The organism is Komagataeibacter sp. NFXK3 (assembly GCF_054182245.1).
Genome location: NZ_JAPIVJ010000003.1, coordinates 167,153 through 187,634 on the forward strand (window position 1 = coordinate 167,153; position 20,482 = coordinate 187,634).

Annotated in this window: 18 protein-coding genes; 12 read left to right on the forward strand and 6 right to left on the reverse strand. The window is 65.4% G+C overall.

What is annotated here, in order from left to right; translation table 11 throughout:
• Position 1 precedes the first annotated feature (1 nt).
• Positions 2 to 667, forward strand: a complete 666-nt coding sequence (locus OQZ28_RS04945; protein ID WP_458135428.1) for an urease accessory protein UreF — start codon at positions 2 to 4, stop codon at positions 665 to 667.
• Positions 664 to 1,278: an urease accessory protein UreG gene (gene ureG, locus OQZ28_RS04950; protein WP_458135342.1), complete on the forward strand. Its 615-nt coding sequence runs from the start codon at positions 664 to 666 to the stop codon at positions 1,276 to 1,278. Before OQZ28_RS04945 ends, ureG begins: the two co-directional genes overlap by 4 nt.
• On the opposite strand, the gene OQZ28_RS04955 is transcribed toward ureG, so the two are convergent.
• Positions 1,256 to 1,516 (reverse strand): hypothetical protein, encoded by a 261-nt coding sequence (locus OQZ28_RS04955; protein ID WP_458135343.1) that lies wholly within the window; start codon positions 1,514 to 1,516, stop codon positions 1,256 to 1,258. The two genes, ureG and OQZ28_RS04955, sit on opposite strands and share 23 nt — an antisense overlap.
• A gap of 244 nt (positions 1,517 to 1,760) precedes the next feature.
• On the opposite strand from OQZ28_RS04955, the gene OQZ28_RS04960 reads away from it, so the two are divergent.
• Together OQZ28_RS04960 and OQZ28_RS04965 are read left to right on the forward strand one after the other, a co-directional pair.
• Positions 1,761 to 2,711 (forward strand): porin, encoded by a 951-nt coding sequence (locus OQZ28_RS04960; protein WP_207303492.1) that lies wholly within the window; start codon positions 1,761 to 1,763, stop codon positions 2,709 to 2,711.
• Between the two features lie 67 nt (positions 2,712 to 2,778).
• Complete coding sequence (locus tag OQZ28_RS04965) at positions 2,779 to 3,219, forward strand: hypothetical protein (protein ID WP_458135344.1); 441 nt, start codon at positions 2,779 to 2,781, stop codon at positions 3,217 to 3,219.
• A 56-nt stretch (positions 3,220 to 3,275) separates the two neighbouring features.
• On the opposite strand, the gene OQZ28_RS04970 is transcribed toward OQZ28_RS04965, so the two are convergent.
• Both OQZ28_RS04970 and OQZ28_RS04975 read right to left on the reverse strand, forming a co-directional pair.
• Positions 3,276 to 4,169 (reverse strand): response regulator, encoded by an 894-nt coding sequence (locus OQZ28_RS04970; protein ID WP_458135345.1) that lies wholly within the window; start codon positions 4,167 to 4,169, stop codon positions 3,276 to 3,278.
• Entirely contained in the window at positions 4,166 to 7,477 is a 3,312-nt protein-coding gene (locus OQZ28_RS04975) for a hybrid sensor histidine kinase/response regulator (RefSeq protein WP_458135346.1), read from the reverse strand. Before OQZ28_RS04975 ends, OQZ28_RS04970 begins: the two co-directional genes overlap by 4 nt.
• Before the next feature lie 139 nt (positions 7,478 to 7,616).
• Between OQZ28_RS04975 and urtA the strand changes: the two genes are divergently transcribed.
• The 8 genes from urtA to OQZ28_RS05015 all read left to right on the forward strand — a co-directional run bounded on the left by urtA (position 7,617) and on the right by OQZ28_RS05015 (position 16,949).
• Positions 7,617 to 8,957 (forward strand): urea ABC transporter substrate-binding protein, encoded by a 1,341-nt coding sequence (gene urtA / locus OQZ28_RS04980; RefSeq protein ID WP_458135347.1) that lies wholly within the window; start codon positions 7,617 to 7,619, stop codon positions 8,955 to 8,957.
• A complete protein-coding gene (gene urtB, locus OQZ28_RS04985; RefSeq protein WP_458135348.1) occupies positions 8,950 to 10,554 on the forward strand; it encodes an urea ABC transporter permease subunit UrtB in 1,605 nt (534 codons plus the stop codon). Before urtA ends, urtB begins: the two co-directional genes overlap by 8 nt.
• Complete coding sequence (gene urtC, locus OQZ28_RS04990) at positions 10,551 to 11,690, forward strand: urea ABC transporter permease subunit UrtC (RefSeq protein WP_458135349.1); 1,140 nt, start codon at positions 10,551 to 10,553, stop codon at positions 11,688 to 11,690. The genes urtB and urtC overlap by 4 nt, the downstream gene beginning before the upstream one ends.
• Positions 11,687 to 12,427 (forward strand): urea ABC transporter ATP-binding protein UrtD, encoded by a 741-nt coding sequence (gene urtD, locus OQZ28_RS04995; RefSeq protein WP_458135350.1) that lies wholly within the window; start codon positions 11,687 to 11,689, stop codon positions 12,425 to 12,427. The genes urtC and urtD overlap by 4 nt, the downstream gene beginning before the upstream one ends.
• Before the next feature lie 35 nt (positions 12,428 to 12,462).
• Positions 12,463 to 13,158 carry an urea ABC transporter ATP-binding subunit UrtE gene (gene urtE / locus OQZ28_RS05000; protein ID WP_130732475.1) on the forward strand — a complete coding sequence of 232 codons (696 nt, stop codon included), beginning with the start codon at positions 12,463 to 12,465 and terminating at the stop codon, positions 13,156 to 13,158.
• 23 nt (positions 13,159 to 13,181) lie between these two features.
• The gene (locus tag OQZ28_RS05005; RefSeq protein WP_458135351.1) at positions 13,182 to 14,147 is read left to right on the forward strand and encodes a HoxN/HupN/NixA family nickel/cobalt transporter; all 966 of its coding nucleotides are present in this window, start codon (positions 13,182 to 13,184) and stop codon (positions 14,145 to 14,147) included.
• A gap of 283 nt (positions 14,148 to 14,430) precedes the next feature.
• On the forward strand, positions 14,431 to 15,906 hold the full coding sequence (locus tag OQZ28_RS05010; RefSeq protein ID WP_458135352.1) for an NAD(P)-binding domain-containing protein: 1,476 nt from the start codon (positions 14,431 to 14,433) through the stop codon (positions 15,904 to 15,906).
• 59 nt (positions 15,907 to 15,965) lie between these two features.
• Entirely contained in the window at positions 15,966 to 16,949 is a 984-nt protein-coding gene (locus OQZ28_RS05015; protein WP_458135353.1) for a LysR family transcriptional regulator, read from the forward strand.
• A gap of 131 nt (positions 16,950 to 17,080) precedes the next feature.
• On the opposite strand, the gene OQZ28_RS05020 is transcribed toward OQZ28_RS05015, so the two are convergent.
• From OQZ28_RS05020 to OQZ28_RS05030, 3 genes are read right to left on the reverse strand one after another with little or no spacing between them, the layout of a single operon-like run.
• Positions 17,081 to 18,709, reverse strand: a complete 1,629-nt coding sequence (locus OQZ28_RS05020; RefSeq protein WP_458135354.1) for a dipeptide ABC transporter ATP-binding protein — start codon at positions 18,707 to 18,709, stop codon at positions 17,081 to 17,083.
• Positions 18,706 to 19,530 (reverse strand): ABC transporter permease, encoded by an 825-nt coding sequence (locus OQZ28_RS05025; RefSeq protein ID WP_458135355.1) that lies wholly within the window; start codon positions 19,528 to 19,530, stop codon positions 18,706 to 18,708. The genes OQZ28_RS05020 and OQZ28_RS05025 overlap by 4 nt, the downstream gene beginning before the upstream one ends.
• Positions 19,527 to 20,474, reverse strand: a complete 948-nt coding sequence (locus tag OQZ28_RS05030; protein WP_130732469.1) for an ABC transporter permease — start codon at positions 20,472 to 20,474, stop codon at positions 19,527 to 19,529. Before OQZ28_RS05030 ends, OQZ28_RS05025 begins: the two co-directional genes overlap by 4 nt.
• Positions 20,475 to 20,482 lie beyond the last annotated feature (8 nt).

The following is a 20,482-nucleotide window of genomic DNA, read 5'->3' on the forward strand; positions in this document are numbered from 1 at the left end:
CCTGGCCGGGCAGGATTTCCTGCGGCTGCTCTCATGGGTGTCGCCCGCTTTCCCCACGGGGGGGTATGCCTACAGCCACGGGCTGGAATGGGCGGTCGAGCGCGGTGACGTGCGTGATGTGGAAACCCTGTGCGCGTGGGTTGGCGCGTTGCTGCGCCATGGCAGTCTTGGCAATGACCTGATCATTGTGCATGCGGCATGGCAGGCGGGTGAGGATGATGCCCGCCTGCGCGAGATTGCCCGTTTTGCCTGCGCCTCCGCCGCCTCGCGCGAGCGGTATGAGGAGACGGTGTATCAGGGCGAGGCCTTTTTGCGGGCGGCGGCGGTGTGGCATGTCGTGCCGCCCAAGGCCATGCTGGCAGGCACGCGCTGGCCGCTGCCGGTGGTGCAGGGGCTGGTGTTTCGCCGTGGCGGCGTGGCCGTGGGGCAGGCCGTGCTGTCGGGCGGGTATGCGGCGGTGGCGGCCCTGGTGTCGGCTGCCGTGCGGCTGGTGCCGCTGGGCCAGACGGACGGGCTGCACGCGCTGGCCCGGCTTGAAACCGTACTGGCACAGGCCGCAGCGCAGGCCAGGCACCAGACGCTGGACGATGTGGGCGGAGCCTGTTTTGCCGCCGACCTCGCCGCCATGCATCACGAAACCCAGGAAACGAGGTTGTTCAGAACATGACAAAGGCAAAGCACGGCCCGCTGCGTGTGGGCATTGGCGGCCCGGTGGGCACGGGCAAGACAGCATTGATGGATGCGCTGTGCCGCCGCTTTCGCAATGATTACAATATTGCCGCCATCACCAACGATATCTACACGCGCGAGGATGCGGAGTTCCTGACCCGCGCGGGCTCGCTCCCGCCCGAGCGCATCATGGGCATCGAGACCGGTGGCTGCCCGCACACGGCCATACGCGAGGATGCCAGCATCAACCTGGCAGGCATTGAGGAACTGACGGAGCGCTTTGCCGGGCTGGACCTCGTGCTGGTGGAAAGTGGCGGCGACAACCTTGCCGCCACGTTCAGCCCCGAACTGGCTGACCTGACCATCTATGTCATTGATGTCTCGGCAGGGGACAAGATCCCCCGCAAGGGCGGTCCCGGCATTACGCGCAGCGACCTGCTGGTCATCAACAAGATCGACCTCGCCCCCCATGTCGGCGCTGACCTTGGGGTGATGGACCGCGACAGCAGGCGCATGCGCGGGCAGCGGCCCTTTGTGTTTGCCAATGTCCGCGCAGGCGAGGGGGTGGAGGATATTGCCCGTTTCATCATTGAACAGGGCGGCCTGTAAAAACATTTCTTTGAAATAATGAATATTCCTGCGGGCCGCCTTTTTTCAAAAAGGCGGCTTTTTTGGTATCTGCGTGCCAGCGATCATTGCACGATGGCATGCGCTGCCCCGCGTTGGTGGCATGAATAAGCTCATAAACGGCCATTATAAGTAATTTCACGCATCCCGTCCTGATGGTGCAATTGCGTAATGTTTCCCTGTCGCCGGTCGGTGACCGCAGCCACAAGGGGATGTTCATGATTGCGCTTGTGTCCCGGTTCAGGATGAGCCGGAAGAAGAAGCTGCTGCGTTGCGGCAGTATCCTGTCGGCCTGCGTGGCGCTTGGTGCCAGCATGCCCCATGCCCGCGCGGCCACCACGGTCAATTTTGGCAAGGACCAGTTCTTTACGCTGGGCCTGGGCGTGCGGGCGCAGTATCTGAGCCACGACACCACCATGCCCGGCAACAAGGATGCGGCAAGTGCCAGTGACCTGCGTATCTACATGGGCGCGCAGTTCCACAAATACGTCAAGTCAACGCTCAACCTCGAGCGCCTGCGTGATGGCAACTGGAACGTGCTTGACGGTGTCCTGCAGGTCGAGCGGTGGAAGGCGTTCAATGTCTGGGGCGGGCGCATGCTCACGCCAAGTGACCGCTCGAACCTTGACGGGCCATACTTCCTCAGCACCTATGCCTTTCCAATAGTATCGCAGTATCCGGGTGCGTGGTCGGGCCGTGATGATGGCATCTCGGTGTGGGGCAGGCTGCTCAAGGATCGCTTCCGCTACGTGGCGGGTGTCTATCGCGGGCATAACTGGGTGCGCGGCGGCTCCAATTATGGCGAGCATCCGCTCTTTGCCGCGCGCATGGAATACAACTTCCTCGATCCCGAGCCGTCGCCTGCCTACTATACGGCCAGTACGTATTACGGCAAGGCTGACATCCTGGCCATTGGCCTTGCAGGCCAGTACGAAACCGATGGCGTGGGCACCGCGCAGGACAAGGGCGACTACAAGGCGTGGAATGTTGATGGCCTGTTTGAAAAACGCATTGGCGAGGGTGCGAAATACGGCGTCTATACGCTCGAGGGCGCGTATTACCAGTATTATACCGGCGGCGTGAAGGACATTGCGGCAGGCTACGGGCAGCGCTCGGCCGATTATGGCAATGTGGGTGGCGTGAACGATGGCACGGCCTTCCTGGCCAGCACGGCGTATCTCATTCCCTACCGGCTGGGCTGGGGGCGCATCCAGCCGCTGGTGCGTTACCAGCAGTTCCGCTTCAAGAAGGACATGTACGGTCCCGGCCACCCAAAGACCACCCAGTTCGATGTGGGCGGCAATTATGTCATGGATGGCCACAACCTGCGCTTTACGTTCGATTACGTGCGCTACAAGGCCATGGGCACGCGCGCGGTGGGGGCTTTTTTGCTGGGCATGCAGTTCCAGTACTGAAAACGGCTGGCCTGTTCATGTCATTTAATCAGGCGGCAGGGCTGACCCACCGCCAGGAGAGATCGGAATGCTGACCCTCAAGCGAAACGCCGCATATGGCCTTGCCCTGCTGGCAGGGATCATGGGCGCGGGCCTGGCACAGGCCGCCCCCGCGCCTGAAAAAATGGATTGTCGCCACCTGCTGGCCGAGGATGTGCGCCTGTCGGACCGGCTGGCGGCCCTCAGCCACAGCGAAGCCCAGGCCGAAGCGCAGGACAAAGCCCCGGCGGAGAAGGGCTTTTTTGTCAAATTCGATCCCGTGCCGGGCTTTGGCATCATGAAAGGGGCGACGCTTACGCCAGCGGGCCACTCGATCCGGGAGGATGCCACCGAGCGCAGCCTTGACCAGGTACGCCAGAAACTGGCCGTGATACGTGGCCATGAACAGCGCAAAATGTGCCCTGAAATCGGCACGCCCGACATGCAGCAGGACCGCCTTTCGGATGATGCGGCAAGGGCCGTGCCCTAAAATATAAAAGCTTCAGGAAACACCGCCTTTTTGAAAAAGGGCGGCACCTTTCGCGCCTAGCGCTCCTGCAGCAGGCGCGATGCGGTAGCCGCCGCAGCCGCCCGCGTGCTCAGTCCGGTCTTGTTGTAGATCTGCTCGATATGCTTGTCGATCGTGCGCGGGCTGACCTTCAGGATATCGGCAATGTCGCGGCTGGTCTTCCCACGCGAGATCCACAGCAGCACTTCCGCCTCGCGCGCGCTCAGGCCCAGCCTGTCTTGCAATATGCGCTGGGGGAAAAGTGGCTGCCGGCTGATGCGCAGCAGCAGTTCATCGGGTCCGCTCATGCCCACAAGGGTCAGCACAAGCTCGTTTTCACCCACATTATGGCGCATGAGCACGCTGCCGGGCGCGGGCAGGGGCGTGGGTAGGGGCAGGGCCGCGCCCGCATCGCCGGGGCCTGAAAGCTCGCCCAGCACAAGTCCTGCCTGCGGCGTGGCCCACAGCACGTCGCCCGCCTGGCTGGTGGCCAGCAGGAAGCGGCCCGCATGGTCAAGCGCCCCATGGGCCGCGCGGATGCGTGCGGCGGATTCCATGCGTACGCCAATGCGGGCCATGACTTCCTCCAGCCGCAGGGGCTTGGTCACGTAATCGGCGGCACCGGCCTCAAACGCGCGGATCACGTGCTCGGTCTCGGTCAGGCCGGTCATGAAGATGATGGGCACGAGGCTCAGACGCGGGTCGTCATGCAGGGCCGCGCACACGTCCCACCCGTTCATGCCGGGCATGAGGGCATCGACCATGATCAGGTCCGGCACCGTGCGCGCCACCACGGCAAGCGCTGCCATGCCGGACTGCGCCAGCAGCACCGTATAGCCGCCATCGGTCAGTTTCTCGTCCATCAGGCCCAGAACGGCCGGGTCATCATCAATGACAAGAACGGATTTGCGGGATGGATCGGGCACGGTCATGGCGTGGGTCGCTCCAGGTGGTGGCGCAGGGCTTCAAGCTGGTAGGACGCGGCAAGAGCCAGCAGCGGTTCGATCGCGCCGCCCAGGGCCGGGTGCTGCGCGCGCAGGGTGGCCAGGTGGGTGCGCAGGTGGCGCAGGTTGCCGCCATCAAGCAGGGCAAGCAGAGCCACGCGCTCCGCCTCGGGCAGGGTGGCGGGTGTGTCGGGCGGGGGAAGTGGCGCACTGTCAGCCCCGGTGGCGGGAAAGATCCATTCAAGGCCGAGCATCTGGCCCATTTTTGTGACCAGAACCGACAGGTTCACCGGCTTGCCCAGCACGGGGCAGTCCTCAAGCGAGGGGACATGGCGGTTGGCACTTTCCACCAGGTTGCCGGTCAGGAACATGATCGGCACGCGGGCATGGGGGGAGTTGCGGATGCGCAGGGCAAGGTCGCGCCCGTCCATGCCCGGCATGGACAGGTCGAGCAGCAGCAGGTCGGGCTGTACCAGCGGCAGGCGGTCGAGGCATTCCGCCCCGCTTTCCGCCCCTTCAAAGGCAAAGCCGCAGCGTTCAAGGATTTCGCGCATGATCAGGCGGTGCTCGGCATTGTCATCCACCACCAGCACCGTGCGGCGTGGCCCTTCATAGCCGGTGGGGAAGGCGGGCAGGCGGGGCGGTAGCTCCACCTGCCGGTCAGATAGCATGAGCCGCACCCTGAAGCGCGATCCCTTGCCCGGCGTGCTGGTAAAGGTCAGTTCGCCGCCCAGGACTTCGGTCAGCAGCCGGGTAATGGTCAGCCCCAGCCCGGTGCCCGGCACGCCCGCGCTGGCGCCGCCGCGTTCAAAGGGCTCGAAAATGCGGGCATGATCTTCCGCAGCAATGCCGGGGCCGGTGTCTTCTATGATGAATTCCGCAATCTGCCCCTGCCACCTCGCCCCGAATGTGACCGTGCCCTGCCGGGTGAACTTGACCGCGTTTGACAGCAGGTTGAGCAGGATCTGGCGCAGGCGGTGCTCATCACACGTGACGACGGCGGGCAGGTAGCCGGGCCGCCATGCCAGCTCCAGCCCGCGCGCCTGCGCCTGCGGGCGGATCATCTGGGCCACGGATTCCAGAAAGGCGGGCAGGGCGATGGTATCGGCATGCAGTTCGATCCGCCCGGCCTCGATGCGCGAGATGTCAAGCAGGCCGGAGAGGATGCTGGTGATGTGCTCGCCACTTTCGCGCATGATGCCCAGCGCCTGGTGGCGCTCGGGCGGCAGGCGCGTATCGTGTTGCAACAGCTGGATATAGCCCATGATGGCGTTGAGCGGCGAGCGGATCTCGTGGCTGATGCCGCTGATGTAGCGGGTCTTGGCCAGGCTTGCGGCCTCGGCCTTTTCGCGGGCCAGCTTCAGCGCATGGTCGGTGCGGCGGCGGGCGCGGATCTCGTTCATGAGCTGGCGGGTCTGGTGCAGGGTCTCGCGCGTGGCGGTGCGCCGTCCCTCCTGCGCCATGACCAGCAGCCACGCGCCCACCGTGCCCGCCAGGAAGACCGGCACCATGATGCCACTCCACGCATGGCCCGTTGCCCATGCCAGCAGCCCCATGCCCAGCGTCATGCCCGCCAGCATGAGCGTAAAGCGCCCCGCAGGCGCCACGAGCCACCGGCGCAGGCGGGGTGGCAGGGTGCGGAGCGGGGCGGCAAGCTGGCTGCCCATGCGGGTCGAGACCGGCTTGCAGCGGTCGCGGCAGCGCCCGTCCAGCGAGCAGCACAGTGAGCAGATCGTGCCGCCATAGGCCGGGCAGGGCGCCATGTCCCGTGCCTCGAAGGTATGTTCACAGATGACGCAGGTCATGGCGGGCCGTGCGTTCCAGCCTGCGGGCTGGGGGCGGGCCAGATAGGTGCGCCCCCCGGTCAGCCACGCCAGCGCCGGTGCCGCGGCAAAGGCTACCCCCAGCGTGAGGAAAGGCGCGTAGGCCGCCGCCATTGGGCCCAGATAGCCTGCAAAGGCCCCAACGCCCGTGGCTGCGGCGATACCCCATGCCCCCAGCCCCACGATGTTGAAGTCCGGCAGCAGCGCGCGCTTGAACTCGACAAAGGGCGGGCTGAGGCCAAGCGGCTTGCACAGCGTCACATCCCCCAGTATCGCGCCAATCCATGCACAGGCCAGAACGCCATACAGCGTGATGCCGGTCTGGATGGTGCTGACCAGCCCGGCTTCCATCAGCAGCAGGGCGATCATGACATTGAAGATGACATAGAACACCCGCCCCGGATGGGTGTGGGTCAGGCGCGAGAAGAAGTTCGACCATGCCAGCGACCCGGCATAGGCATTGGTGATGTTGACCTTGACCTGCGCCAGCGCCACCAGCGCCACCGTCAGCACGGTCGCGACCGGGGCGGGGGTGAAACTGCCCCAGGCAAAACGGTACATCACCCCGGGCTGGACCGCCTGCAGCGGTGAAAAGCCTGCCTGCAGCACCACCCATGCCAGAAACGACCCCGCCAGCAGCTTGAAGGCATCAAGCACCACCCATCCCGGCCCCCCCAGCACCAGCGCCACCCACCATTGCCGCCGGTTGCAACGCGTGGGTTCGGGCAGGAAGCGCAGGAAATCGATCTGTTCCGCACTCTGGCACACCAGCACGATCATGAGCGAGGCGCCGGTGCCCACGGCAAGGGGGTCGATGCGCCCGGGCGGCCCGTAGGGCGCGCTGAAATGGGTCCATTGCCCCAGCAGTTCGGGGTGCAGGCCAGCCAGCACCACGAGGGGGATGAGATTGAGGGCCAGCCAGACCGGCTGTGTCGCGATCTGGAAACGGGCGATGAACGTGATGCCCCACGTCACCAGCGGGATGATGATGGCCGCGCACAGCAGGTACGCCAGCCACAGCTCCATGCCCAGCAGCCCGTGCAGCGTGCCCGCCAGGATCGCCGCCTCGAGCCCGAAGAAGATGAAGGTGAAAATGGCATAGAGCAGCGAGGTGATGGTCGAGCCGATATAGCCAAAGCCGGTGCCGCGCGTGAGCAGGTCGATATCCAGCCCCGCGCGCGCCGCCGTTGCGCATAGCGGCAGGGTAAGGGTGAAGATGACCACCGTGACAAGGGCTATGGCCGCGGCCGTGTTGGCAAAGCCGAAGGCCAGCGTGAGCGTGCCGCCCATGGCCTCGAGGGCGAGGAACGAGATGGAGCCCAGTGCCGTGCGCGCCGCCCGCATGGGCGTGGCCATGCGCGCGCTGCGCGCGGTAAAGCGCAGGGCGTAGTCCTCGAATGTCTGGTCGGCGGCCCAGCGGCTGTAGGCCCGGCGGGGACGCACGATGCGCAGGCGGCTGGTCGGGTGCGGCAAGATCACGGCTTTCGGGTGTTACGGGTGGCAGCGTGCATAATCGTAACGGAATGCCCGTGATGGACATACGCAGGAATGCGTATGGGAAGCGCTTTTGTGTACGCCGACAATGCAGGCAGCAGCAAAAGGACCATTCATCATGCCTGTCACACTGCCTCACCTTTCCCGTCGCGCGTTCGGACGTCTTGCCCTTGCCTCCTCGGCGGCTGCTGTGGGGGGCATGTGGCGCACGGCGCCGGTGCGGGCGGCAGCGCCCACGGGCGAACCGATCAAGGTTGGCATCCTGCATTCGCTGTCCGGCACGATGGCGATCAGCGAGACCACGCTCAAGGATGTCATGCTGATGCTCATTGCCGAGCAGAACCGCAAGGGCGGCCTGCTTGGCCGCCCGCTTGAAGCGGTGGTGGTGGATCCCGCCTCGAACTGGCCGCTCTTTGCCGAGAAGGCGCGCCAGCTCCTGTCGGTGGACAAGGCATCGGCCGTATTTGGCTGCTGGACCAGCGTTTCACGCAAATCGGTGCTGCCGGTGTTCGAGGAACTCAACGGCATCCTGTTCTATCCCGTGCAGTACGAAGGCCAGGAGTGCAGCCGCAACATCTTCTATACGGGTGCGGCCCCCAACCAGCAGGCCATACCGGCGGTGGACTACCTGCTGAGCGAGGATGGCGGCGGGGCGAAGCGTTTCGCGCTGGTGGGCACGGATTACGTCTATCCGCGCACGACCAACCAGATCCTGGCCAATTACCTCAAGGCCAAGGGCATCGCGGAAGCCGACATCATGGTCAACTACACGCCGTTCGGGCAGTCGGACTGGCAGACCATCGTCTCGCAGATCAAGGCTTTCGGCTCGGCGGGCAAGAAGACCGCCGTGGTCTCGACCATCAATGGCGATGCCAACGTGCCGTTCTACAAGGAGCTGGGCAATCAGGGCATTTCAGCCACCGACATCCCGGTCATGGCCTTCAGCGTGGGCGAAGAGGAACTGGCCGGCATGGACACCGCCCCGCTGGTGGGCCAGCTTGCCGCGTGGAACTACTTCGAGAGCATCGACACCCCGGCCAATACCGCCTTCATCAGGCAGTGGCACGAATTCACCAAAAACCCCAGGCGCACCACCAACGACCCGATGGAGGCGCATTACATCGGCTTCAACATGTGGGTGCAGGCGGTGACCAAAGCGGGTACCACCGATCATGACAAGGTAATTGACGCCATGATCGGCATCCGCCAGCCCAACCTGACCGGCGGCGTGGCCGAGATGCTGCCCGACCACCACCTGACCAAGCCGGTCTATATTGGCGAGATACAGGATGACGGGCAGTTCTCGGTGGTGTGGAAGACCCCGGCACTCGTGCCCGGGCAGGCCTGGTCGCCGTGGGTGCCGGAAACGAAAGACCTGATCGGCGACTGGCGCAAGCCCATTGCCTGCGGCAATTACAACACCGTTACCAAGGCGTGCCTCGGGCACAGGCATGCGTAAGGCGCGCACGACCTGCCTGCTGGCGGCGCTGTGGCTCGGGGCAATGCTGCTGCCGGGCCACAGCGCGCGGGCAGACGCCTTTGCCGACCTGGCCAGCCCGCAATTCGGGGTGGTCACGGCGGCCATTTCCACCCTTGCCACGTCAGATGACCCGCAGGCCGGGGCTACGTTGCAGGCGCTGGGCGAGCGGAGCCTGTTCGCAGCTCCTGATGGCAGCGTGTATATCCGCCACGGCGAAAACTACGTGGAGGCCCGCACGGGCCAGCCCCAGGTGTTCGTGCCGGAGGGGCTGAAGCCGATCCGCCTGAACAACCGCATCCGCACGGCACTCGCGGGCGTGCAGGCCGGCAGGGACCTGCTCGCGCCCCAGCCCGCAACGCGGCTCAGGGCCGCCGACGCGCTTTACGCCCGCCACGACCCGGCCATGCTGCCGGTTGTGGAGCATGCCCTTGCGGTGGAAAAGGATGCCGCCGTGCGCACCCGGCTGGCCGAGGTGCGGGCCGCGACCATTCTTGGCCAGCCTCCCGCCCCCGATGCGCTTGCTTCCCGGCTTGAGGCGGTGCGCGCGCTCGGCGCGGTTGGTGGCGCGCAGGCGCGTGGCATCCTCGCCGGTGTTGCCGGGTCGGATGCGGAAGCGCCAGCGCTGCGCCGTGAGGCACAGGCCGCCGTATCCCGCATCGACTGGCACCTGCGTGCCTGGGGCGTTGCGCAGAATGCCTTTTATGGCCTGAGTTACGGCTCGGTGCTGCTGCTTGCGGCCACAGGGCTCGCCATTACCTTTGGCGTGATGGGCGTGATCAACATGGCCCATGGCGAGATGATGATGATTGGCGCCTATGTGACGTGGATGGTGCAGCAGGCCATCCGCGCGAGTGTGCCCGCGCTGGAGCCGGTGGCCATTCTCGTGGCCATTCCGGTGGCGTTCGTGGTGTGCGGGGCGCTTGGCATCTTGATCGAGCGCGGGCTGATCCGCTTCCTGTATGGCCGCCCGCTCGAAACGCTTCTGGCCACATGGGGGCTTTCGCTCATCTTGCAGCAGGCGGTGCGTTCCATTTTCGGGCCGACCAACATCGCGGTGCAGACGCCGGGCTGGCTTTCCGGCTCGGTTGCGGTGGGCGGCATGGACATCACGCTCAACCGGCTGGCCATCCTTGTCTTTGCTGGCCTGGTGCTGGGCGGGCTGATGCTGGTGCTGCGGCGCACGCCGCTTGGGTTGCAGATGCGCGCGGTCACCCAGAACCGCCGCATGGCGGCGCTGATGGGCATCCGCACCCCACGGGTCGATGCGCTGGCCTTCGGGCTGGGGGCAGGGCTTGCGGGGCTTGCGGGCGTTGCGGTCAGCCAGATTGATAATGTCAGCCCCAACTTCGGGCAGTCCTACATCATCGACAGCTTCATGGTGGTGGTGTTTGGCGGGGTTGGCAACCTGTGGGGTACGCTGGCGGCGGCGCTGGCGCTGGGCATGGGCGGCAAGGTGCTGGAGCCGACCATTGGCGCGGTCTCGGCCAAGATCGCCATTCTCGTGCTGGTCATTCTCTATATCCAGCGCCATCCGCGCGGCATGTTTCCCGTGCGCGGGCGGGGAGTTGAATCATGAACCCGTTCTCAACCCATGCCCCGCGTTCCCTGCGTGGCGTGATCTGGATGGCGGTGGCCGTTATGGTGGCGGCAGGCGGGCTTGCCGCAGCCAGCCTGCTGCCCGAGGGCAATCCGCTGCATGCCTCCGCCTTCGTGGTGTCGCTTGCGGGTAAATACCTGTCCTATGCCATGCTGGCGCTGGCGGTGGATCTGGTATGGGGCTTTGCGGGCATTCTTACGCTGGGTCATGCCGCGTTCTTTGCGCTGGGGGGGTATGCCATGGGCATGTACCTCATGCGCGAGATCGGGGCGCGCGGCGTTTATGGCAATGCCGAACTGCCGGATTTCATGATCTTCCTCTCATGGAAAAGCCTGCCGTGGTACTGGTGGGGCTCGGAGCATTTTGCGTGGGCCGCCGTGCTGGTGGTGGCGGTGCCGGGGCTGCTGGCCGGGGTGTTTGGCTGGCTTGCCTTCCGCTCGCGCGTATCCGGGGTGTATCTGTCCATTATCACGCAGGCGCTGACCTATGCGCTCATGCTGGCGTTTTTCCAGAACGGGCTGGGCTTTGGCGGCAATAACGGCCTGACCGACTTCAAGGACATCCTTGGCGCCGACCTGCATGCGCCGCTGACCCGCGCGGTGCTGCTGGTGGTGACCGGCGTGCTGCTGGCCGCAAGCCTGCTGGCGGCGCGTTTTGTGGTGGGCAGCCGTTTTGGCAACCTGCTGGTGGCCGTGCGCGATGCCGAAAGCCGCACCCGTTTCCTGGGTTACCGCCCCGAGCAGGCCAAGCTGCTGGTGTGGGTGTTCTCGGCCATGATCGCAGGCCTGGGCGGAGCGCTGTATGTCACACAGGTTGGCATCATCAACCCCGGTGAGTTCGCGCCCGCCAATTCGATTGAATCCGTGATCTGGGTGGCGGTGGGCGGTCGTGGCACGCTGTGCGGGGCGGTGCTGGGGGCCATACTGGTCAATCTGGGCAAGACGCTGTTCACCGCGTGGCTGCCGGAGTTCTGGCTGTATGGGCTGGGCCTGCTGTTCATCTGCACCACTTTGTTCCTGCCCAACGGGCTCATGGGGCTGTGGCGGCATGTCCGTAAACCGCCACCTGAGGAAGTGACCCCCGAAGTGGCGGACACGCAGGGAGACGAGGCATGACCGATGACCTGCTGCTCGACATGCGCGATGTGAGCGTGACGTTTGACGGTTTTCGCGCCATCAACAATCTCAGCCTTGCGCTGCGCCCGGGCGAGATGCGCGCCATCGTCGGCCCCAATGGCGCGGGCAAGACGACGATGATGGACATCATCACCGGCAAGACCCGCCCCGATACCGGCACCGTGTGCTTTCAGGGCCGCGACCTGACCCGGCTTGATGAACCTGCCATTGCCCGGCTGGGCATTGGCCGCAAGTTCCAGAAGCCCACCGTGTTCGAGGCGCTGAGCGTAACCGAGAACCTGCTGCTGTCGCTCAAGGGCGTGCGCGCGCCCTTTGCCGTGCTCATGGCGCGCCGCAGCGCGGGCGAGCGCGAACGGATCGACCGCCTCCTGCACCTGACCCGGCTCGAGGCCATGGCCGACCAGCCTGCTGGCGGCATGAGCCATGGGCAGAAACAGTGGCTCGAGATCGGCATGCTCATGGGCCAGGAGCCTGACCTGCTGCTGGTGGATGAGCCCGTGGCGGGCATGACCGATGCCGAGACCATGGCCACCGCCGACCTGCTGCGCGAGATCAACCGCACCCGCAGCGTGGTGGTGGTGGAGCATGACATGGATTTCGTGCGCGCTCTGGGCGTGGATGTGACGGTGCTGCATGAAGGCAGCGTGCTGGCCGAAGGCACGCTGGACGCGGTCAGCGCCGACCCGCGCGTGATCGAGGTCTATCTTGGGCGCTGAGGGGCGCCGCACAGGCGTAAAGGGAGGCAACGCGCATGCTCGAGGTTAACGACGTGCACCTGCATTATGGCGCGGCGATTGCCCTGCGTGGCGTTTCGCTCGCAGCAAGGGCAGGGGCGGTAACCTGCGTGCTCGGGCGCAATGGCGTGGGCAAGACCAGCCTGATCCGCGCCATAACCGGCATGCATGCCACAAGTGCCGGCACGATCACGTGGGAAGGCGAGGACATTACCAGGCTCGCCGCCTATGACCGCGCCCGCCGCGGCATCGCCACCGTGCCACAGGGGCGCGACATCTTTCCGCTGCTCAGTGTGCGCGAAAATCTTGAAACCGGCTTCGGCCTGCTGCCACGCGGCCAGCGCCGGGTGCCTGATGAGATATTCGACCTGTTCCCCGTGCTGGCAAAAATGCTCGACCGGCGCGGCGGCGACCTGTCGGGCGGGCAGCAGCAGCAGCTTGCCATTGCGCGCGCGCTCGTCATCCGTCCGCGCCTGCTGGTGCTTGATGAACCGACCGAGGGCATCCAGCCCAGCATCATCAAGGATATCGGCACCATCATCGGCATGCTGCGCGACCGGGGCGACATGGCCATCGTGCTCGTGGAGCAGTATTTCGATTTTGCCTACGAACTGGCCGACACGATTGCCGTGCTCGACCGGGGCAAGGTGGTGCTGGCGGGCCAGGCCCGCGACCTCGTGGCGGAGGATGTGCGCGCCTACATCACCATCTGACCGGCGGGCGCAAGGAACTCGACATGTTCACGCATGCCCGGCATGGAACGCGCGCCATCATATGCGCCCTGCTGCTGGCCAACGTGGTGGCATGGGCGTGGGCGGTCGCCGCGCTGGGGGGCGCGCCCGTCCTGCTGGGCGCAGCCGGGCTGGCATGGGCATTTGGCCTGCGGCACGGGCTTGATGCCGATCATATCGTGGCGATCGACGTGGTGACGCGCAGGCTCATGCAGGCGGGGCGCGCGCCTTTGCTGGTGGGGCTGTTCTTCTCGCTTGGTCATTCCACCGTGGTCGTTCTCGCCACCCTTGCGCTGGTGGAACTGCCCGCCCAGGGCTGGCTGGAGCGGTGGCATCTGGTGGGCGGCGGCTTCGGCACGCTGGTCTCGGCAGGCTTCATGCTTGTGGCGGTCCTGGCCAATGCGCGCATGGCCGTGCGCCAGTGGCGGGCCCTGCGCCAGCCCGCCCCGTTACCCGCGCGCCCCGCAGGCTTTCTGTCCGGGCAGGCAGGGCGGTGGATTGGCCGGAGCTGGCAGATGTACCCGCTCGGTTTCCTGTTCGGGCTGGGGTTTGACACCGCAAGTGAAATCGGCCTGCTGGGCATGGCGGCGGTTCAGGCCCATCATGGGCTGGGTCTCGTGGGGGTCATGGCGTTCCCGCTGCTTTTTACGGCGGGCATGGCGCTGGTTGATACGCTCGACACCCTGCTGATGTGCCGTGCCTATGGCTGGGGCATGCGCTCGGGTCGCAGGCGCGTGGCCTATGATCTGGGCATCAGCCTTGTCTCCCTTATGGCGGCAGTGGGCATCGACATGATTGAAATGGGGCCGCAGATGGGGGCCATGGGCGGCAGCCTGCTCATGCGCGGCCTGGTGGCGGCTGGCAACCATCTGGCCGCGCTCGGTGCGGGCATCGTACTGGTTTTCCTGGCGTTGTGGGGCGGTGCTGTCGTGGTCAGCCGCAGGCAGGCCGATCGTGTATCCCCGACCTGACAGGGGCGAGCGGACCGGAATGCCTTTTTTGAAAAAAAGCGGTGTTTCCTGCGGTTTGTGGAAAAAATCTTCACCACGAAACCTTGATCGGCCTTTTCATGCCAGACGATACATGCGGGCATTCATCATGCATTTTATGCAATAAATATATTATTTAACGCAGAACATGCATGATTTGTCTTGATCTATGCGGAAGGAATTTTTACGTTCGCCACCAGCATCATTGGCTCTCTCCGCCATGGGCTGAGGCCCGGCCAGCGCAGTGTTTTAGGAACCACGATCAATGACGTTTTCACAGCCACCCGAAATTCCCGGCGGTCTTGCAGGGCTGGAAAGCCGCGTGCGGCAGGATCTGGCCTGGCTGGACCTGCCCACCCGCTCATGGGTGCCCGAACGCAGCGTGGACGGGCGGCACGTGCTCGACGTGGTCGTGATTGGCGGCGGCATGGCGGGGCTTACGGCGTCGGGTTACCTCAGGCGCTACGGGCTGCTCAATCATGTCGTGCTCGATCAGGCACCCGCAGGTGAGGAGGGGCCATGGGTCACCTATGCGCGCATGACCACGCTGCGCTCGCCCAAGACGCTGTCCGGCCCGTGCATGGGGCTGCCGAGCCTGACCTTTCGTGCCTGGTACGAAGCGCGTTTCGACACGGTCGCGTGGGATGGGCTGGACAAGATCCCCCGCCAGGCATGGATGGCCTACCTGGAGTGGCTGCGCCATGTGCTTGACCTGCCGGTGCGCAATGGCGTTACCCTGACCAATGTGGCCCGCGCGGCTGATGGCGTGCTGGCGCTGACGGTGGTGCAGGATGGCGTAACCGAAACCCTTCTGTGCCGCCATCTGGTGCTGGCCACGGGGCGTGACGGGCTGGGCGGCAGCTACGTGCCGCCGGTCATTGCCGGCCTGCCGCGTGATTACTGGCGCCATTCAGCCGACCCCATTGATTTCGAAGCCCTGAAGAACCGCCGCGTGGTGGTGGTGGGCGCGGGTGCTTCCGCCATGGATAATGCCGCCACGGCGCTCGAGGCAGGGGCCGCGCGGGTGGATATGGTCATACGGCGCGCAACCCTGCCTGCCGTCAACAAATTCACCGGCATTGGCAGCATGGGCGTGGTGCAGGGCTTTGTCGGCCTGCCCGACGGGTGGAAATGGCGCTTCATGGATACGGTGCTCGATGCCCAGACCCCGCCGCCACGGCCAAGCGTGCTGCGGGTGTCCAGCCACCCCAATGCGTTCTTCCATCTGTCCTGCCCCATCGACCGGATTGAGATGGCAGGCAATGCCGTGCGCTTGCACACGCCGCGCGGCGTGATGGAGACCGATTTCATCATCGCCGCGACCGGCTTCTGTTCGGATATGTCCCGTCGGCCCGAACTTGCTGCCATCGCGCCGCATGTCCGGCTGTGGAAAGACCGCTTCACGCCCACCGCGCAGGACATGCCCTCGGGCCATGTCAACGCGGAACTCGCAACCTCGCCCGATCTCGGGCCGGGGTTCGAGTTTTTGGAGAAAGTGCCCGGTTCGTGCCCGTGGCTGAAATACGTGCATTGTTTCTGCTTCCCTGCCACGCTGTCGCACGGCAAGGTCAGTGGCGACATTCCCGCCATAAGCGACGGGGCCGAGCGTCTTGCGCGCCACATAACCCGCGCCCTGTTCGTGGAGGACCGCGAAACCCATTACGCCAACCTCGTGGCGTTCGACACGCCCGAACTCAGGGGCGATGAATGGCGCGATACCCCGCTCCCTGCGATAGGGTAAGGGGAGGCCTGCCGCGTTTGCGTTTGCCGGCATGATTGTTGGTGGCTAGCATGAGTGGCATGGATAGCGCGCTCCCCGATCTGAAACAGCTTGAGGCCTTCTGCGCCGTCATGGCCACTGGCAGCATGACGGGGGGTGCGCGCCTTGTGGGCCGGTCGCAATCCATGGTCACGCGCATGGTGCAGGACCTTGAGGCCGGGCTGGGCTTTACGCTGTTCCACCGCAACGGGCCGCGTATCACCCCCACCGAGCAGGCCCTGCGCTTCCAGCCCGAGGCGCTGGCCCTGCTGGGCGGCGTGCAGCGCCTGCGCGAGCATGTGCACGCCATTGCCCATGATGTGGAAAATTCCCTGCATCTCTGCGCCATCCCCGCGCTGGCATCTGGCCTGCTGCCCATGGCGCTGGGTCGCCTGGAGCAGGGCACCCTCCCGCGTGAGGTGCATGTGCGCAGCGTTCCGGCCGATGAGGTGGTGCGTGCCGTGGGCCGCAGGGATGCGACATTCGGGCTGGTCAGTTTTCCGTTCAACCACCCCGGCGTGACATTGCAGTGGATTGGCATGGCGCCCTGTGTTGCGGTCATGCGGGCGGATGACCCGCTGGCCGCCCATGCGCGCGTCAGCCTGCATGACCTGGCTGAAAGCAGGCTGCTTACCCTGGCCAACCCGTTCAGGATACGCAACACGATCGAACGCGCCTTTGCGCAGATGGGCTGGACACCCGCCACCATCATGGATGCCAACATGGCCATGGTGCTGATGGGGCTGGCGCGGGCGGGCCTCGGGGTGGGCATTGTCGATCCCGTAACGGCAGGCGCGTTCCACCAGCCTGATCTGGCCATACGCCCGCTTGATGTAAACCTGCCGTTCTTTTTTGGCGTGGTGACACCGGCGGGCCTGACCCCGTCACCCGCGCTCGAGACCCTGTCGCGCGCGGTGGAGGACGCCGCCCGCAGCCTCATGCCCGACCTCAGGCGCTACACGCACGAAAGTGCGGACCTGATTGAAAGCGCGCTTTACGGCACGGAGCCTGTTGAGGACGCCTGATAAGGCACTGTTTGAAAACAATGCATTGATGGGAAATGATAAAAGTTTTTGGGTGCCGCCTTTTTTTTAAAAGGCGGCGTTCTTCGAAGCTTTTTGAAAAAAGCTTCACCAAAACTTTTATCCGCCTTCTTTCACGCCAGCACGGCCGGGCGCATCAGGTCGCGACCGGGTATCGCCGCAAGCAGGCGCTTTGTGTAGTCATCATGCGGGGTGGAGAATACGGTCTCGGTCGGGCCATGCTCGACCTGCTCGCCCGCGCGGATGATCGAGACGGTATCGGCAATGCGCCGCACCACGGCCAGATCGTGCGATACGAACACATAGGTCAGGTTGAGCTGGCGTTGCAGTGTTTCGAGCAGGGTCAGGATTTCGGCCTGCACCGATACGTCAAGTGCGGAGACCACTTCATCCAGAATAAGGATTTTGGGGTCGCACAGGAGCGCGCGCGCAATGGCCAGCCTCTGGCTCTGCCCGCCAGACATGTTGGCCGCCCTGCGCTCCAGCACGGCAGGTGGCAGTTGTACCCGCTCCAGCATGGCCTGGATCCGTTCTGTGCGCGCGCTGCGCTCACGCAGGCCCGCATTGATCAGGGGTTCGGCCAGAATATCCGCGGCCCGGCAGCGGGGGTCGAACGAGACATGCGGGTTCTGGTAGACAAACTGTACGGCCCGGCGTAGCGCGCGTTGGGCGGTGCCTTCGACCCGCGCCGGGTTCTCGCCCAGAATATGCACCGACCCGGAATCAGGCGTAATCAGCCCCAGCAGGCAGCGCAGCAGCGTGGTCTTGCCCGAGCCGGACTCGCCTACAATGCCATGGGTCTGCCCGGCCACCACGTTAAAGGAAATATCGCGCACCGCCTTGTGCCCCGGCCTGCCGCCGGCCCCCTTGTAGGCATAGGTCAGGTGCGAGACGACAATCGCATCCTCACGCGGGCCTTCCGTGCGGCGGGGGGCGCGTGCTTCATGGAACAGGGGCAGGTCGGCCAGCAGGCGGCGGGTATAGGGCGTGCGCGGGTTGGCGAACAGGGCTTTCGTCTCGCCGGTTTCGCACAGCGTGCCATGCTGCAGCACGGCCACGCGCTCGGCCTGCTCGCTGGCCAGGCCCAGGTCGTGGGTGATGAACAGCATGGCGGTGCCCATCTCGTGGCGCAGTTCGGCCAGGAGCGCCATGATCTGCACCTGCACCGACACATCAAGCGCGCTGGTGGGCTCATCGGCCACGATCAGGGCGGGGCGCTGGGCAATGGCGGCGGCAATCAGCACGCGCTGGCGCATGCCGCCCGAGAGTTCATGCGGGTACTGGTGTAGCCGCCGCTCCGGCTCCTTTATGCCCACGCGCTCAAGCAGGCCCACCAGCATGCGCCGCGTTGTGGCGGTATTGCCGCGGGGTTCATGCAGGTGCACCGCCTCGACAAGCTGGGCGCCGATGGTGCGCACGGGGTCGAGCGAATGGGCCGGGTCCTGCGGAATGAGCGCCACCCGCGCGCCACGGATGCGGCGCAGCGCGCGCTCGGGCAGCCCCACGATTTCAGTGCCACCCACCTTGATCGAGCCACGCTGTATGCGCGCGCTTTCAGGCAGCAGGCCCAGTATGGCGCGACCCAGCGTTGACTTGCCCGAGCCGGATTCACCCACCAATGCCAGCATCTCGCCCGCGCGGACCTCCAGCGAAACCCCCTTGAGCGCATGGTGCGCGCTGCCCCGGCTTTCATACACCACATCAAGGTCACGGATGCTGAGCTGGGGGGAGGCAGCGTTCATGGGTCCATCCTTATGGCGCGTGAAAGCAGCGTTGCCGCCCATGCGGAGAAGATGATGGCAAGGCCGGGGAAGGTGGTCAGCCACCAGGCGGTTGCAAGGTAGTTGCGGCCTTCGGTAATCATCAGGCCCCATTCCGGCGTGGGGGGTGAGGGCCCGTAGCCCAGAAAGCAGATGGTCGATATGGCCAGGATGGCCGTGCCCAGCCGCAGTGTTGCCAGCGACAGCGCGGGCGCAAGGCTGTTGGGCACGACATGGCGCCACACCACCTGCCAGAAGGTGGAGCCGATGCCAAAGGCTGCCTCGACATATTCGGTCGCGCGCACGCGCACCACTTCCGTGCGGATCATGCGCGTAAAGCCCGCCACCTGGCTTATGCCCACGGCAAAGGCCACATGCGTGGCCCCCGGCCCGATCAGGGTGATGATGCTGAGCGAGAGGAAAAGCTCGGGAATGGCCAGCACCATGTCCGCCCCCGCAAGGATGGCGCCCGACAGCCTGCGCCCGCCCAGCCCTGCCGCGAGCCCCAGCGGGATGGCCACCAGCAGGCTGATCGCCACCGCCAGCACGGCAGCGGACAGGGTGGAGAAACTGCCATGCATGATGCGCGAGAACACATCACGCCCGAACTGGTCGGTGCCAAACCAGTGCGTGGCGGATGGCGCCATGAGCCGCTCATCCGTCTGGCCTGCCAGCGGGTCAAGCGGGGTGAACAGGCCGGGGCACAGCGCCACGAGCACCAGCAGCAGCACGGGCAGCACGCCAAGCAGGCGCGGCAGGGTCACGTCATGGCGCTGGCGCCACCGGGCAAGGGCCGTGTTCATGCCGCCCCTCCTGCCTGCGTGCGGCGGATACGCGGGTCGATCAGCGGATGGAGCGCATCGACAGTAAAGTTGATGACCACGAACCCCGCCACCGAAATGAGGATGATGGCCTGCAGCACCGCCACATCCTGATTGGCCACGGCCTGCTGGGCCAGTTGGCCCAGACCGTCCAGGCCGAACACGGTCTCGGTCACCACGGCGCCGGCCAGGATCTCGCCAAACACCAGCCCGCTTATGGTGAGCGTGGGCGGCAGGGCGTTGGGCAGCACGTGGGCATACAGGATGCGCAGCGGCGAGGCGCCGCGCGCGCGCAACACGTCAATGAAGGGCTGGGCCATGACCCGTTCCGCCGCGCTCAGGAACACCTGCGTCAGCGGCGCCGAGATGGGAATGGCCAGCGCCAGCCCCGGCAGCAGCACCGCCGTCCAGCCTGAAACGCCCACCACCGGCACCAGCTTCCAGTGAAACGAGACAAGCTGGATTGCCACGATCTCGAGCCAGAAGACGGGAATGCCGCTCGCCAGCCCCGGCACCAGCCGCAGGGCCGCGCGCAGGGGGCGCAGGGGCGCAAGCAGGGCGGCGGTGGCAAAACCTGCCGCAAGCATGATCGCGCCGCCAAAGCTTACCACCGCAAGGCGCAGCGTGGTGGGGTAGGCGGCGTGCAGCATGCGGCTGACCGGCACCCCGGTCTCGATGGAATAGCCAAGCTGGCCCGCCAGCGTGCGGCCCAGCACATGGGCATATTGCACGAAGGCGGATTCATCGGCGCCATAGCTTGCGCGGATATCGCTGATCTGCTGCGGGCTGAGGCCGAGTTCGGGGTCCTGGAACTTGATCAGCACGGCATCGCCCGGCATGACCTGCAACAGCACGAACGAGAGCGTGAACGCTCCCCACAGCACCAGCAGCGCCTGGAGGGCGCGGGAGAGAATGTAACGTGTCATGGGTGGCG